Source organism: Streptosporangium sp. NPDC002544 (assembly GCF_040295965.1).
Lineage (GTDB): Bacteria > Actinomycetota > Actinomycetes > Streptosporangiales > Streptosporangiaceae > Streptosporangium.
In genome coordinates, this window is record NZ_JBEOWJ010000051.1 from 1 (window position 1) to 14,651 (window position 14,651).

Annotated in this window: 17 protein-coding genes; 9 read left to right on the forward strand and 8 right to left on the reverse strand. The window is 70.2% G+C overall.

What is annotated here, in order from left to right:
- Positions 1-132: 132 nt before the first annotated feature.
- Positions 133-972 (reverse strand): NAD(P)H-binding protein, encoded by an 840-nt coding sequence (locus ABT061_RS44490; protein ID WP_350929733.1) that lies wholly within the window; start codon positions 970-972, stop codon positions 133-135.
- Between the two features lie 80 nt (positions 973-1,052).
- On the opposite strand from ABT061_RS44490, the gene ABT061_RS44495 reads away from it, so the two are divergent.
- From ABT061_RS44495 to ABT061_RS44505, 3 genes are all read left to right on the forward strand, one after another.
- Positions 1,053-1,988 (forward strand): AraC family transcriptional regulator, encoded by a 936-nt coding sequence (locus ABT061_RS44495; protein ID WP_350929734.1) that lies wholly within the window; start codon positions 1,053-1,055, stop codon positions 1,986-1,988.
- Positions 1,989-2,082: 94 nt separating this feature from the next.
- Positions 2,083-2,457, forward strand: coding sequence for a DUF2267 domain-containing protein (locus ABT061_RS44500; protein WP_350929735.1), 375 nt, complete (start codon positions 2,083-2,085; stop codon positions 2,455-2,457).
- A 134-nt stretch (positions 2,458-2,591) separates the two neighbouring features.
- Positions 2,592-4,493, forward strand: coding sequence for a glycoside hydrolase family 15 protein (locus ABT061_RS44505; RefSeq protein ID WP_350929736.1), 1,902 nt, complete (start codon positions 2,592-2,594; stop codon positions 4,491-4,493).
- 230 nt (positions 4,494-4,723) lie between these two features.
- On the opposite strand, the gene ABT061_RS44510 is transcribed toward ABT061_RS44505, so the two are convergent.
- From ABT061_RS44510 to ABT061_RS44525, 4 genes are all read right to left on the reverse strand, one after another.
- A complete protein-coding gene (locus ABT061_RS44510; protein WP_350929737.1) occupies positions 4,724-4,987 on the reverse strand; it encodes a hypothetical protein in 264 nt (87 codons plus the stop codon).
- 223 nt (positions 4,988-5,210) lie between these two features.
- Positions 5,211-5,912 (reverse strand): phosphatase PAP2 family protein, encoded by a 702-nt coding sequence (locus ABT061_RS44515; protein ID WP_350929738.1) that lies wholly within the window; start codon positions 5,910-5,912, stop codon positions 5,211-5,213.
- Between the two features lie 55 nt (positions 5,913-5,967).
- Complete coding sequence (locus tag ABT061_RS44520; RefSeq protein ID WP_350929739.1) at positions 5,968-6,732, reverse strand: phosphatase PAP2 family protein; 765 nt, start codon at positions 6,730-6,732, stop codon at positions 5,968-5,970.
- A 53-nt stretch (positions 6,733-6,785) separates the two neighbouring features.
- On the reverse strand, positions 6,786-7,169 hold the full coding sequence (locus ABT061_RS44525) for a hypothetical protein (RefSeq protein ID WP_350929740.1): 384 nt from the start codon (positions 7,167-7,169) through the stop codon (positions 6,786-6,788).
- Between the two features lie 172 nt (positions 7,170-7,341).
- Here ABT061_RS44525 and ABT061_RS44530 point away from each other — a divergent pair, with 172 nt between their 5' ends.
- From ABT061_RS44530 to ABT061_RS44550, 5 genes are all read left to right on the forward strand, one after another.
- On the forward strand, positions 7,342-7,797 hold the full coding sequence (locus tag ABT061_RS44530) for a GAF domain-containing protein (protein ID WP_350929741.1): 456 nt from the start codon (positions 7,342-7,344) through the stop codon (positions 7,795-7,797).
- A 141-nt stretch (positions 7,798-7,938) separates the two neighbouring features.
- The gene (locus ABT061_RS44535) at positions 7,939-8,316 is read left to right on the forward strand and encodes a GAF domain-containing protein (protein ID WP_350929742.1); all 378 of its coding nucleotides are present in this window, start codon (positions 7,939-7,941) and stop codon (positions 8,314-8,316) included.
- A 15-nt stretch (positions 8,317-8,331) separates the two neighbouring features.
- Positions 8,332-8,550, forward strand: coding sequence for an ANTAR domain-containing protein (locus ABT061_RS44540; RefSeq protein WP_350929743.1), 219 nt, complete (start codon positions 8,332-8,334; stop codon positions 8,548-8,550).
- Between the two features lie 96 nt (positions 8,551-8,646).
- Complete coding sequence (locus tag ABT061_RS44545) at positions 8,647-9,732, forward strand: quinone-dependent dihydroorotate dehydrogenase (protein WP_350929744.1); 1,086 nt, start codon at positions 8,647-8,649, stop codon at positions 9,730-9,732.
- 61 nt (positions 9,733-9,793) lie between these two features.
- Positions 9,794-9,997 carry a heavy-metal-associated domain-containing protein gene (locus tag ABT061_RS44550; protein ID WP_350929745.1) on the forward strand — a complete coding sequence of 68 codons (204 nt, stop codon included), beginning with the start codon at positions 9,794-9,796 and terminating at the stop codon, positions 9,995-9,997.
- Positions 9,998-10,071: 74 nt separating this feature from the next.
- Here ABT061_RS44550 and ABT061_RS44555 read toward each other — a convergent pair whose 3' ends face one another.
- On the reverse strand, positions 10,072-11,709 hold the full coding sequence (locus ABT061_RS44555) for a beta-N-acetylhexosaminidase (RefSeq protein WP_350929746.1): 1,638 nt from the start codon (positions 11,707-11,709) through the stop codon (positions 10,072-10,074).
- Between the two features lie 119 nt (positions 11,710-11,828).
- Between ABT061_RS44555 and ABT061_RS44560 the strand changes: the two genes are divergently transcribed.
- Positions 11,829-13,367, forward strand: coding sequence for a N,N-dimethylformamidase beta subunit family domain-containing protein (locus ABT061_RS44560; RefSeq protein WP_350929788.1), 1,539 nt, complete (start codon positions 11,829-11,831; stop codon positions 13,365-13,367).
- Positions 13,368-13,374: 7 nt separating this feature from the next.
- Here ABT061_RS44560 and ABT061_RS44565 read toward each other — a convergent pair whose 3' ends face one another.
- Positions 13,375-14,280, reverse strand: coding sequence for an N-acetylmuramoyl-L-alanine amidase (locus ABT061_RS44565; protein WP_350929747.1), 906 nt, complete (start codon positions 14,278-14,280; stop codon positions 13,375-13,377).
- 71 nt (positions 14,281-14,351) lie between these two features.
- Positions 14,352-14,600, reverse strand: a complete 249-nt coding sequence (locus ABT061_RS44570) for a hypothetical protein (protein WP_030917491.1) — start codon at positions 14,598-14,600, stop codon at positions 14,352-14,354.
- Positions 14,601-14,651 lie beyond the last annotated feature (51 nt).

A 14,651-nucleotide genomic window follows, 5' to 3' on the forward strand; every position in this document is an offset into this window, starting at 1 on the left:
CGTGGCGAGGATCGGTCAGGTGGTGTCTCGCAAGGCGGAGGAGGGAGCCGCAGCGTGCTGCGGTGACCGACGACAACGCGGCGAGGCGCCGCCTGGCCGACCGCAGTAGGCAAAAGATCCGCAGGACAGGGCCTAGCCGCCCCAGACACCGGTGGCGGCGGCCTCTCGCGCGTAGTCGGTGAAATCCCTGGGCTCCCTGCCCAGGGCACGCCGGACGCCGTCCGTCAGGTGGGCGTTGCGGCCGTCCAGGACATCGGTGAAGAGCCCGGCCAACTGCGTCGCGTACCCGGCCGGTACGCCGTGCTCGACCAGACCGGCCGCGTACTCCTCGGGGGAGACCGGCAGGTAGCCGATCTCGCGGCCGGTCGCCTTGGAGATCTCCGCGGCCGCGTCGGCGAAGGTCAGCAGCCGGGGGCCGGTCAGCTCGTAGAGCTCGCCCCTGTGCCCGTCCTCGGTCAGTGCCGCGACCGCGACGTCCGCGATGTCCTCGGCGTCGACGAACGGCTCGGCCACGTCCCCCGCGGGGAACGCGATCTCGCCGCCCATGACCGGCTCCAGCAGGTAGTCCTCGCTGAAGTTCTGGCAGAACCAGCTCGCCCGCAGGATCGTCCACTCGACGCCGGACTCCCTGACCGTCCGCTCGCTCACCTGGGCCTCCTCCTCGCCCCGGCCGGACAGGAGCACCAGCCGCCGGACGCCGCTCCCGACCGCCCGCGAGACGAACGAGCGGACCGAGTCCGCGGCCCCGGGGAACGCCAGGTCCGGGTAGTAGACCAGGTACACCGACCCCGCCCCTCGCAGCGCGGCCGCCCACGTCGCCTGGTCCTCCCAGTCGAACGGCGGCTCGCCCGAGCGGGAACCGACCCGCACCGGCAGGCCGCGCGCGGTGAGCCGCTCCACCACCCGGCGGCCGGTCTTGCCGGTGCCTCCGAGGACCAGCGTCGTGCTCTTCTCGTGCGTGTTCTCCGTCATACCGCCAGTGAACCGGGAAATGGTGAGACGGTCCATGGCTGAGAAGCGCAATTCCATGTTCCAACGTCTAAAGTGAGTCCGTGGACGCACTCACCGACCTCCTGGACGGGCCGAGAGCCCGTGGAGCGTTCCTGCTCCGCTCGATCCTGAGCCCGCCCTGGTCCCTCCGCATCCAGGATCGGGCGCCGCTCGCCCTGGCGGCCATGGTGCGGGGCGAGGCGTGGGTGGTCCCCGACGGCGGTGACGCGGTGCGCCTGGGCCCCGGGGACGTCGCGATCATCCGCGGTCCCGATCCCTACACCGTCGCCGACGACCCGGCCACGCCTCCCCAGGTGGTGATCCATCCCGGGCAGCACTGCACCACCCTCGACGGGCGGGACCTGGCCCAGGCGATGGATCTGGGCATCCGCACCTGGGGCAACAGCCCGGACGGGTCGACGGTGATCCTCACCGGCGCCTACCAGATGCGCGGGGAGATCAGCCGGCGTCTACTGGAGGCGCTGCCCACGCTGCTGGTCCTGCCGGAAGGCGCCTGGAACTGCCCCATCATCCCGTTGCTCGCCGACGAGATCGTCAAGGACGAGCCGGGGCAGGAGGCCGTTCTCGACCGGCTGCTCGACCTGCTGCTCATCGCCGTCCTGCGGGCCTGGTTCTCCCGTCCCGAGGCCGGGGCCCCCGCCTGGTACCGGGCGCACAGCGATCCGGTGGTGGGCAAGGCCCTGCGCATGCTGCACAACAACCCCGCCCACCCCTGGACCGTGGCCGCCCTGGCCGCCGGGGCCGGCGTCTCCCGCGCGGCCCTGGCCCGCCGTTTCACCGAGCTGGTCGGTGAGTCCCCGATGGCCTTCCTCACCGGCTGGCGGCTGGCCATGGCCGCCGACCTGCTGCGCGAGACCGACGCCACGGTCGGCGCGGTGGCCGCTCAGGTCGGGTACGGCAGCTCGTTCGCGCTCAGCACGGCCTTCAAGCGGGTACGCGGGGTCAGCCCGCAGGAGCACCGTGCCGGGGCGAGGTAGCCGGCTCCCCGGGCAGGAAGTCCTCGACACAGGTCGTGACCTGGGCGTTCATTCTCGTACCGACCGGGAAGGCTAGCCGGTCGAGGGGGACGACATGGAATACAAGGACTTCATTCGCGCCGTGGCGGAGCGCGCGGCCCTGTCGCGCCAGGAGGCGGAAGACCTCGCTCGCGCGACTGTGGAGATGCTGGGAGATCAGCTGAGCGCGGGGGAGGCCAGGCGTCTCGCGATATCACTGCCGGAACCCCTGCGGGGTTCGCTTCACGTACAGGACAGGGTCGAGGACTTCGGGCTGCATGACTTCGTCACCCGGGTCAGCGAGCGCACCGGCCTGACCATGAAGGAGGCCACCGCCGGGGTGCGGGCCGTTCTGGTCACGGTGCGCGAGATGGTCGACGACGAAGTTTTCGATCATGTTCTGGCACAGCTTCCCGGGGAATTCCAGGAGATGGTGGAGACCACCACCTGACCCGGGGGGCCGGCGGGCGGGGGGCCTGGCGAAGCGGACAGCCTGGTTCCCCGCCGCGGACCGGAGATCCCGGAACCGGCGGGCGTGACGGCAGGTGTTCCCGAGCAGGGCGACCCGGAGGGAGGAAAGGGCTCATGACAGCGGATCCACCGGTGAGCGTGCTGCACGGCCACTCTCCCTTCCCGCCCATCGCCGACTACGCGTTCCTGTCCGACTGTGAGGTCACCGCGCTGATCGCGCCGAGTGGGAACGTCGAGTGGCTCTGCCTGCCCAGGATGGACTCTCCCAGCGTCTTCGCCGCCATCCTCGATCGGGGCGCGGGAGGCTTCAGGTTCGGTCCCGCGGATCTGAGGGTGCCCGCCGCGCGCCGCTACCTGCCCGGCACCATGATCCTGGAGACGAGCTGGGGCACGCCCACCGGCTGGGTCATCGTGCGCGACCTGCTCCTGGTGGGACCCTGGCACCACCACGAGGAGCTCTCCCACACGCACCGGAGGGCACCGACCGACTACGACGCCTCCCACGTGCTGCTCCGCACGGCGCGCTGCGTCAGCGGGGAGGCACAGGTCACGCTCGGCTGCGAGCCGATGTTCGACTACGGCCGCATCCCCGCCCGCTGGTCGTACACCGACAGGGGCTACCACCAGGGCGTCGCGAGGGCGGCGGGGCAGAGCCTGGAGCTCAGGCTCACCACGGACCTGCGGCTGGGGTTCGAGGCCGGGCGAGCGACGGCGCGCACCCTCCTCAAGGAGGGGGACACGCGCTTCTGCGCGCTGTCGTGGACCGTGCACGAGCCGCCGTACACCTTCGAGGAGGCCTACGAGCGGCTGGTGTGGACCGCCCACCACTGGCAGCACTGGCTCGCCAGGGGAAACTTTCCCGACCACCACTGGCGGAGCTACCTGGAGCGCAGCGCCCTCACCCTCAAGGGCCTGACCTTCGCCCCGACGGGCGCGCTCGTCGCGGCGGCGACCACCTCCCTGCCCGAGACCCCGGGCGGCAGCCGCAACTGGGACTACCGCTACTCCTGGATCAGGGACTCGACCCTCGCCCTCTGGGGCCTCTACACGCTGGGCTTCGACTGGGAGGCCGACGACTTCTTCTGGTTCATCGCCGACGTCGCGGAGCGGGACGAGGAACTCCAGATCATGTACGGCGTCGACGGCGAGCGTGAGCTGAAGGAGTACGTCCTCGACCATCTTCACGGATACGAGGGCGCCAGGCCCGTCCGGATCGGCAACGACGCCTACCAGCACCGCCAGAACGACGTCTGGGGCGCCGTCCTCGACTCCTTCTACATCCACACCCGGTCGCGGGACCGCCTGGACGAGCGGATCTGGCCCGTCCTGAAGCGACAGGTCGAGTCGGCCATCAGACACTGGCAGGAGCCCGACCGGGGCATATGGGAGGTGCGCGGGGAGCCACGGCACTTCACCTCCTCGAAGGTCATGTGCTGGGTGGCGATCGACAGGGGCACCCGGCTCGCCCTGCTCAGGGAGGAGTTCGAGCTGGCCGCGCACTGGCAGGCGATCGCCGACGAGATCCACGCCGACGTGTGCGCCAACGGTGTCAGCGAGCGAGGCGTGTTCAAGCAGCACTACGACTCCGACGCTCTCGACGCGTCACTCCTGCTCATCCCGCTGGTGCACTTCCTGCCGGCCAGTGATCCCCGGGTCCGTGCCACCGTTCTGGCCATCGCCGACGAGCTGACAGCCGACGACCTGGTCCTGCGCTACAGGACGGAGTACACGGACGACGGCATGTCGGGCGAGGAGGGCACCTTCACGATCTGCTCGTTCTGGCTCGTCTCGGCGCTGACCGATATCGGGGAGTACACCCGGGCCCGCAGGCTCTGCGAGCGGGTCCTCTCCTTCGCCAGCGCCCTCGGACTCTACGCCGAGGAGATCGACCCGGTGACCGGGCGCCACCTCGGCAACTTTCCCCAGGCGTTCACCCACCTGGCACTCATCAACGCGGTGATCCACATCATCCGCGCGGAGCGAGAGCAGTTCATCCCGACCGCCTGGCCGAGGTAGGAGCGGTCAGACCGCACGTGGACGTGCGGGAGCACCCGAACGGCCTGGCTAGGCTTTCGGGTATGAACCGTCGGGTGATTGCGATAGTGGTGCTCGTCGGCCTGCTCGCGACGAGCGGTCTGTCGGTGGTGCTGGCCTGGGGACTCAGCGGCTGAACACGCGGGGCCGCTGAGTGGCCGAGCCGTCGCGTACGCCCCCCGACGCCGCGACCGCTCCCTCCGCGGATGTCGCTAGGCGACCACCATCGAGTTCTGGCCTGCGGGCTGTGCGTTCTGCTGAGGGGTGTGCGCGGGCTGCGGGTGCGCGACGGGCTGCTCCGCGACGGGCTGGGGCTGCTGCTGCTCGGTGACCTGCTCGACGGGGGCCTGCGCGGCAGGGCAGCCGCAGTAGCCGTTGGTCAGGATCAGGCGACCTCGCTGTGCCGTGTAGGTGCGGGAGTCGGTGGCGAGGAGAACGCCCGTACATTTGACGCAGACGACGGACTGATGATCCATGGCCGGCTTCCTTCCTTGAGGGTAGCCGTCGAACGTCTCTCTGTCCGGCCGGCTGGCTGCTCGTGCCCCGCCGGAGAGAGGTGAATCTCCCTATTGGGGTTTCTATCTTACTTCGTAGCGCAGGGCGATCATTGAGCGACCCCAAGTGACAGATGTGGGACTTGGTGACGCTGCTTCATAACGGTCTCATGTGAAGCGATCCCGCGGGTGGGGAATGTCTCTCTCACCTCTCGGCCGATTCCTGGTACGACCGGGCGTCTCCCCGTGGTCTTGGGGCCTTCTCCCTCTCCCGCACCACCGGCCGGAACAGCAGCGCGTTGGCCGCCACCGCGATGCAGACCAGGCCGAGCAGGAAGCCCCAGCTCACGTCGCTCAGGTGGTGCATGCCGCGATACACGCGCGAGTAGCCGATGCCGAGGGGGATGCCCAGGCCGACCAGCCACCACAGCACGTTCAGGATCTTGTAACGGTGGGTGTGGACGGTCAGCACCAGGGCGACGCCGCAGTAGAAGGCGACAGCGGCACTGGTGTGGCCCGAGGGGAAGCTGGAAGTGGGCGGGGCGGGGTCGAGATGCTCGACGGCGGGTCGCTTGCGCTGGGCGAAGACGGTGGCCAGCAGGAAGATCGCCGACTGGGAGAAGACCGCCAGCGCGAGGAAGATCGATTCGTTCCAGCGCCTGAAGACCAGCCGGAAGCCGATGACGAGCAACGCGGTCGCAGTGATGATCACCGGGGTGTCGGACAGGCCCGACACCACGTCGGTGATCGAACTCCAGTAGGCGGTGCGGCCCTGGGCCAGCTGCTCGTTGACCCCCTGGTCGTTCGCCACGAGGGTCGTCGTCTGCAGGATCTTGGTGATGAGGAGTCCGACGCCGATCGTCAGGGCGGCCATGATGGCCAGCGGCACCAGGATGAGGCGCGTCACGCCTCTGAAATCCACCGACATTTTTGACATGGCGCGTCGGCTACCCCGAATGGCCTCACCGGAACGCCTCGGGTTCGATGCCCTCCATGGGCGGCTCGACGGGTTTGCGGCCCTCTCCCCGGCGCCAGGCCTCGAAGCCCACGGCCGTCCCCACCACGACCACCACGCCCAGCGCGACCCCGGCGACGACGTCGCTGGTCCAGTGGACGCCGAGCGCCACCCGGCTGTAGGCGACGAACACCACGACGACCGCCGCGACGATCCAGGCGGCGATCCGGGAGGCCGGAGTCCGCAGGAAGGGCAGCCAGATGAGCACGAGGATGCACGCGCCCAGCGCGGCGCCCATCGCGTGGCCGGAGGGAAAGGAGGCGCCGGGCGCCGAGGCCACCGGATCGGGCAGGTCGGGCCGGGCGCGGTCGACGATCCCCTTGACCGCGAGGTTCAGCAGGCCGCCGAAGGTGATCGTGGCGACCGCCCAGACGGCCAGCCGCGGCGCGCCCCGGTACCAGAGCCAGGCGGCGGTCAGCAGCACCAGCCCACGCCATGTCCAGGGGCCGAACACCTCGGTCGCCACGTTGAGGAAGGCCGTGTAGCCGGGGTGCTCCAGTGCCTGGGCGTGCAGCTGGAGGGCGATGCTCTCGTCGAAGCTCCTGAGCGGTGAGGAGGAGGTCTTCACGAGTACGAGCAGGACCACGAACGGCACCGTGAAGATCGCCACCGCCACCACCGCAAGCGTCAGGCGTATGCCCAGGCGCAGGTCGGCGGAGTTGTCATCGGGATTTCCGTGCGGCGATGACTCACCTTGGACAGTTCGGACCATCGTTCATGGCTACCCGATTTCCGGTGAATATTCTTTCCACTCCGGGTAAAGCCTCAGGCCGCGGGCCGGGATTCGCGCCGGGTGATCCAGCGCAGGACGTCGCAGTGCCGCCGCTCGGCCTCGGCGAGTGCCGCCTCGTCCGGGTAGGCGTCGAGGACGGCCCGTAGCTGCGGCATCTGCGCCGCGACGTCGTCCCACGCCTGGGACGGGTCGTCGACGCCGAGCTCGATCAGCGCGTCCAGATGCGCGGCGTAGGCGGTCCACCACTGCCGGCTCAGCTCGGCCAGAAACCCGCCGAGCCCGTCGAACTCCCGCTGGATCTCCTCCTCCCACCAGACAGGGAGTGTGACATCACCGGTTTCCGCGAGGTCGCGGAGCACGATGTGCGCCAGGGTGCGCCGCCGCCGGGCGATGGCCGAACGTGACAGGGTGTTCATGTATCCACCCTGCCGATCTCTGTTTGCCGAACGCTTAACGATGTGTTGACGGCGATATGCGGCCGGGGAGAGGAACCGCTTGGCCGGAGTCATCGGGCAGCACCAGGCTCTGATCCGCAGATCATTCCGCCCTGTGTCCGCGGAGCTACCTCGACGTGGAGGAAGCCCGCCCATGACACAGGTCCTCGAACTCTCCCGGCTCATCGATCGCACCCTCGGTGCTCTCGCCGACGTTCTCGGCGCTCATGCTGATAGACGACCACGACCGGTTGCGAGCGATCGGCGGTTCCGACGACCACGGCCGGCGCCTGGAGCTGATCCAGGAGCAGATCGGTTCCGGGCCGGCCATCGAGAGCCCGGCCGAGGGGAAGACGTCACGGTCGACGACCTGCGGGCGGCCAGACCCCTCGGGTTCCCCGGCGTGGCCGCGCGGGTCTCGGAGGTCCGTGCGGTGCTCTCGGTGCCGTTGCGAACCGAGGAACAGCTGATCGGCACCCTGAATTTCTACGACCGGATGAGCCATGAATGGCAACCCGCGAAAGTCCGGGCCGGAGAACGCCTCGGCGAGCTCATGGTGATGGTTCTCCAAGCGCCGGCCGATAGAACTCCTATTTCTGGGCAGTCGTAGTGTGCATGTCAAGTAGCCAGGTCGACGCTGAAAGGCGCCCCACATATGACTCACATTGATCCGGAAGCGCTGGTCGCGAGTTTGAGAAAGCTCAGGACGACCTCGTCCGCCACAGGCATAGTCCATCAGTTGGAGCGTGCCGTGGACGTGGTGAACTCGCTGTTCGGGTATTCGGGTGCGGGGCTGATGTTCGCGGAGGAGGGCAAGGATCTTCGTTATTTGGTCGCCACCGACGATCCGGGGCGGAGTCTTGAGGGCGCGCAGCTCCATCTTGGTCAGGGGCCGTGCGTTTCCGCGTTTGAAGAGAATTGCGCGGTGACCTCAAGCGACGTGAGCGTCGATCCGCGCTGGCCGAAACTCGCCGACCGGCTCCACCCGGAGGTGCGGGCGGTGGCCGGGGTGCCCGTCCGGCTTGGCAGCGAGCCGGTGGGTACGTTGAACGTCTACCAGGCCACGGTTTACCAGTGGGACGAGTCGGACATTCAAGCCCTCTACGGCTACGCGGACGTGATCGAGTAACTGCTCGCCGCCGCGATGGCCGCCGAGGAGAAGAGCGCGCTGGCCGAGCAGCTCCAGTACGCCCTCGACTACCGCGTGGTCATCGAGCGGGCGATCGGCTACCTGATGGGAAAGCACGACCTGACCGCCACCCAGGCCTTCACCGGCCTGCGCAAGCAGGCCAGGGACAGTCGCCGTCGCGTCGCCGACCTCGCAGCCGAGCTGCTCGGTGAGGGAGCCGGAGAAATGCGGTGATCCTGCTCACGTCCCGGGGGTTGAACCCGGCGAATGCCCGCTGATCAGACACACCGGTGACCTGGTCGGCGCGAGCCGGCACTAACCTGATCGGTGATGTACAGATTCGTCTTCTCGCAGGTCCTCAGCCGCCTCGACGCGGAGGACGCGCACCATCTGACGGTGCGCGCGCTCCGTGCCCTCTCGGTCATGCCCGTGGTCAAGAGGCTGCTTCACCGCAGCCTCGCGCCGCGCGATCCCGCACTGCGCGTGCAGGCCTTCGGTGTGCACTTCCCCGGCCCGTTCGGGCTGGCGGCCGGCTTCGACAAGGACGCCGGCTGCGTGGAGGCCATGTCCGCGCTCGGCTTCAGCCACGTCGAGGTCGGCACGATCACCGCCCACGCGCAGCCGGGCAACGCCCGGCCCCGGCTGTTCCGCCTCGTGGGAAACCGGGCGATCATCAACAGGATGGGTTTCAACAACGCCGGAGCCTCCGCGGCGGCCCGGCTGCTGAGCAGGCCCAGGGGCGTTCCGGCGATCGTCGGCGTCAACATCGGCAAGACCAAGGTGGTGCCCGAGTCGGGGGCCGTCGACGACTACGTGACCAGCGCCAGAAAGCTCGCTCCACTGGCCGACTACCTGGTCGTCAACGTCAGCTCGCCCAACACCCCCGGGCTGCGCGACCTCCAGGCCGTGGAGCTGCTCGGCCCGTTGCTGCGGGCGGTGAAGGAGATCGCCGACGCCACCCCCAAGCGCACCCCGCTGCTGGTCAAGATAGCGCCCGACCTGGCGGACGACGATGTGGACGCGGTCGCCGACCTGGCCCTGGAGCTCGGTCTCGACGGCATCATCGCCACCAACACCACGATCAGCAGGCAGGCGCTGACCGGCGCGGAACGTGACCGGGCTCAGCAGAGCGGCGGCCTGTCCGGCAGGCCGCTGAAGGCCAGGTCCCTGGAAGTGCTGCGCAGGCTGCGCGCGAGGGTGGGCGACCGCCTGGTGCTCGTCTCCGTAGGCGGCGTCGAGGACGTGGACGACGTCTGGGAGCGCCTGCTCGCCGGGGCCACGCTCGTTCAGGGCTACAGCGCGCTGATCTACGAGGGGCCCTTCTGGGCGCATCGCGTCAACCGCGAGCTCGCCCGCAGGCTCCGCCGTCACGGCGTGGTGGACCTCCGCCAGATAATCGGCCGTACCGCGGCCTGATCCGCCCCCGCCGGGGAGGCGATATACCCTGGGTGGGTAACCTTGGGGCATTGGAGGCACGATGAGCGTGATCACATACACCGTCACCGGCATGACCTGTGGCCACTGCGTGAGCTCGGTCAAGGAGGAGGTCGGCGAGGTCTCCGGCGTCACCGGTGTCGACGTCGACCTCGAAACCGGCAGGGTCGACGTCTCCGGTGACTCTCCCGACGACGCGGCCATCCGCGCCGCCATCAAGGAGGCCGGCTACCAGGTGGCGGGCTGATCCGCTGCCGGTCCTCTCCGGCCGACCGGGGCGGTCAGGGGTCCTCCGCCCCGGCCCGCCCCGGCCCGCCGGGGTCAGAGGCTGGGCCGGGTCGAGTCGGCGTCGTGGGTCTTCTCCTCCAGATGCCTCATGGCCTCGTCCGCCCTGACGACCCCTGGCCGGTGCCGCCGATGGCCGGTACCGCCCAACTGCCAGGGGTGCGGGCCGGCCGGCGGCCGGTACTCGACGCCGAGCGCGTCGAGGCGGCCCAGATGCGTCTCCAGCCGGGCGTCGAACCCGGCCCCGGCCGAGCCCGACCAGGTGACCTCGGCCAGCGCGCACCCCCGGGGCCAGGCCCGGTAGTCCACCGCGCGCCCGTTGGGCAGCCGCTCGCTCCACAGCTGGAACTGCGCCCCGAGCACGCGCTCCCGCTCCCCGGCCGTCCACTCCTGTGGCGCCGGGGCGAAGGCCGCGACGTCCGAGACGGTGATCGTGTCGCCGATCGCCACCGGCTCCAGCTCGGACGCGGCCTCGGCGTAGTCGAAGTACAGCGGAAAGACCGGAGTCTGCACCACGTCGTGCCCGGCCGCGGCGGCGCGCCTGGCCACCCCGGGGCCGCGCCAGGGCATCACGATCGTGTCGGGCCTGAGCATGCCGCTGACGAACGCCTCGTCCCACACCACGGCCCGGCTGCCACGTGTCGCCAGCACATCCGCCAGCCGGCGCAGGAACCAGGCGTGCAGGTCGGCGAGGCTTCCCAGCCCCAGCTCCGCCTGGAAGGCGACGATCTCGGGGGAGGCGGCCCAGTCGTCGAGCACGCATTCGTCCCCGCCGATATGGACGTACGGGGTCTCGCCCAGCGCCGCCAGGATCTCGTCGAACACGTCGGTCAGGAAGTCGACGGTGCCGGGCAGCGGGGCCAGGATCGCGGGGGAGATGCCCCAGCGCTCCAGCACCCGGAAGGGCTCGGGCCGCCGGCCGCCGGTGGCGCGGGCGTCCAGCTCGGGATAGGCGGCGAGGATCGCCGAGGCGTGTCCCGGCACGTCGATCTCGGGCACGACGGTCACGGCGCGGGCCCGCGCGTAGGCGCCGATCTCGGCGAGGTCGTCCAGCGTGTAGTAGCCGCCGTGCGGCACGTCGTCGAAGGCGAGGTCCTCCCGGTAGTAGCTGGTGACCGTGCGCGGGCGGTGCGAGCCCACCTCGTGCAGCCGCGGGTGCCTGCGGCTCTCGACCCGCCAGCCCTGGTCGTCCACCAGATGCAGGTGGAGGCGGTTCAGCTTGTGCGCCGCCATGAGGTCGACCATCCTGAGCACCTCGCGCTTGGGCATGAAGTGCCGTGCCACGTCCAGGTGCACCCCGCGCCAGGAGAACCGGGGCGCGTCCCGCACCTGGCCGAGGGGGACGCTCCAGCCCGTCCCCGCCACCGTGCGGAACGCAGCGGCGGGGAGCAGTTGCCGGAGCGTCTGGCCCGCGTAGAAGGCCCCGGCGCGGTCTCCGGCCGCGATCCGCACGCCCTGGGCCGTCACGTCCAGGGTGTACGACTCGGCGCCGAGCGACGCGTCGGGTTCCACCCTGATCACACCTGCCCCGTCGGGACGCGGGTCGAGTACGGCGAGTGCGAGCCGTACCGCGTCGACCAGCCCGGCGGGGCCCTGGACACCGACTCCGGGAGAGAGCCCGAGGGAGCCGTCCACGGACGTGTACGCGGCAGGAAGCGGAAGGAGGTCAGTCATGGTTCGCATCATGCCAAACCCATCGGCGGATAAGCCTTTTACTTTGCCGATCCGGATCATGAGGCCAAGAACCACCCAAGACCGGCGGGGGAGGGCCACGGAGGATCTTCCAGGTGGACATGCTGCTGCTCATGTTCCAAACGTCCTGGCATTCGGCCCGTACACCGCTGATGACCCTGATGGCGATACTGCTGGTCGCCGGATGTGGCGCCACCGCCGAGCGGCCCGCGGAGCCGCCCTCGCCCACTCCCTCGACCTCGGCGTCCGCGGTGCGGAGCGCCGGGGCGGCGGACGCCACCACGATCGAGAACGCCAGGCCGGGCACCCCTGACTGGCGAGTGCGCCACCGCGGCGCCGAGCACGAGATCGAGGGCTTCGCCGACCGGGTGAGCGTGCCGCCGGGAGAGAGCTTCCGGCTGTACGTCTCGACCACCGCCGACCGCTACACCGCCAGGGCCTTCCGCATGGGCTGGTACGGCGGAGCCGGGGCCAGGCAGGTCTGGCGGGCGAGCGGGCTGCCCGGCATGAGGCAGGCCCCGGCCAGGACGATCGCCGCCACCCGCACGGTGACCGCCGCCCACTGGAAGCCGGGCCCCGAGGTGGACACCTCCGGCTGGCCGGAGGGCTCCTACCTGATCAGGCTGGACGCCGCCAGCGGAGGCAGCCGCTACGTGCCGCTCACCGTCAGGTCCACCTCCACCAGGGGACGCCTGGTCGTCGTCAACGCGGTCACCACCTGGCAGGCGTACAACGACTGGGGTGGCCGTAGCCTCTACCGAGGGCCCGGCGGTTTCGAGGACAGGTCCCGCGCGGTCAGCTTCGACCGCCCCTACGACACATCGGGAGCGCGGCTCTTCCTGGACATGGAACGCGATGCCATCGAGGTCGCCGAGCACAGCGGTGTCCCGCTCGCCTATGTCACGAGCGCGGATCTCGACCGCGACCCGCACCTCCTCGACGGGGCAAGGGGCCTGGTCTCCCTGGGCCACGACGAGTACTGGTCGGCACGCATGCGCCGCACCGTCGAGGCGGCCCGTGACCACGGCACCAACCTCGCCTTCCTCGGAGCCAACGCCGTCTACTGGCGGATCCGCTTCGCCGCGACGCCTCTGGGCCACCGCCGCCTGGTCGTCTGCCACAAGGACGCCGCCGAGGACGCCCACACGGTCCTGTGGCGCGCGACCGGCAGGCCGGAGAGCTCGCTGACCGGCCCGATGTACGACTGCTTCCCCTCCGAGTCGGCCTACGTGGTCTGGCGTCCCGGCAACTGGATCTTCAAGGGGACCGGGGTGCGGCGCGGCACCACCTTCCCCGGCATGGTGGGGGTGGAGACCGACCGGGTCGGTGCGGGCGTGCCCCGCCCGATGGAGGTCCTGTCCGTCTCCCCGGTCGACTGCGGCGGACGCTCCACGGTCGCGCACAGTGCCTACTACACGGTGCCGAGCGGCGCCGCCGTGTTCTCCTCGGGCACGATGCGCTGGGTGTGCGCGATGCGGGGAGCCCGCTGCGGCCACGGCGTCACGGAACGGGCCGCCTCCTTCGTCCGCAGGGCCACGGGGAACATCCTGCGGGCCTTCGCGGCCGGTCCGGCCGCGCGCCGGCACCCGGCCGAGGACAACCTCGGGTCGCTGGGCCTGGCCGGTCCGGCGAGAGGCTGAGTGGGCCTCAGTGGGTCAGGTACTGCTGCAGCCCGTTGGCCAGGGAGAGCGCGATCTTCTGCCGGAACGCCGCCTGCTGGAACTTGGCCGCCTCGGTCGGGTTCTTCATGTTGCCGCACTCGACGAGGACCTTGGGAACCGTGGAGAGGTTCAGTCCGCCGAGGTCGTTGCGGTAGTCCAGGGCCGCCTTGCCGATGTAGGTGGAGTACGACAGGCCGGTGCCGCGCCTCATGGCGTCGCGCACGTCGATGCCGAGCCTCGCGGAGTCCTTGACCACCGGGTCGACCGGGCCGTTGATCTTCTTCGGCATGATCACGTGGAAGCCGTGGTTGGCGGGGCCCGCCCCGTCGGCGTGAATCGAGATCGCCGCGTTCGCCTTGGCCTTGTTGCCGATCGCGGCCCGCTGGGTGATGCACGGTCCGACGCCGTTGTTGTTCTGGCGGGTCAGCACCACCTTCGCGCCCCGGCTCTTGAGGATCTTGTCCAGGCGCTGGGAGACGTCCCAGGCGAAGGCGGCCTCGCTGTAGCCGTTCGCGGTGGCGGTGCCCGTGGTGTCGCAGGCCTTCCGCTTGGTCAGCACGTCGACCTGCTTGTTGATCTCCGCGGGGTGGCGGTAGTTCTGCCCGTTGTGGCCGGGGTCGATGACCACGACCTTGCCGCTCAGCGGTTTTCCGGCTGCGGTGGGACTCGCCGTGGAACCGCTCGCCACGCCGGCCGCGGGGCCGGTCAGGGGGGCGGCCATGTCGCCGGTCACGGGGCGGGCGGTCGTGGCGGCCGCCGGTGGGACTCCCACACGATCTCGCGCGAGGTCCGCGGTGCCGCCGCCGCAGGCGGCGGCGCTCAGGCCGCACAGGACAAGGGCCGTCGCGAGTGCTCTGCCGGTCACGCTCATCGCCCCCAAGTAGGTCGTCAACCACCCAACTTACGCGGCGCGACGCCATGGCTAGGCCGTTGTCGCGATATGTACCCGGCTGTCACCTTCTGTTACCAGGCGTGCTCGCCGACCTCCTGCTTCTGCAGGAGCGAGGCGAGTTCCCTGGCGTCCTCGGCGTCCAGCCCGAGGACCACGCGCGGACGCCCCCACGGGTGGTCGATCGAATGGGCCACGTAACTGGCGACGGACTCGGCTCCGGCGTCTCCGCTGCGGCCCCGGGCGGCCCGCCAGTGCGCCCACGCCCGCTCAAGCTCGGCGGCGGCCCGCTGGGCGCATGACACCAGTTCTGGATCACGCATTGTTACCCCCCTCGTCTCGGCCAGAGTCAACACCGGCGGCACACCGGCGTT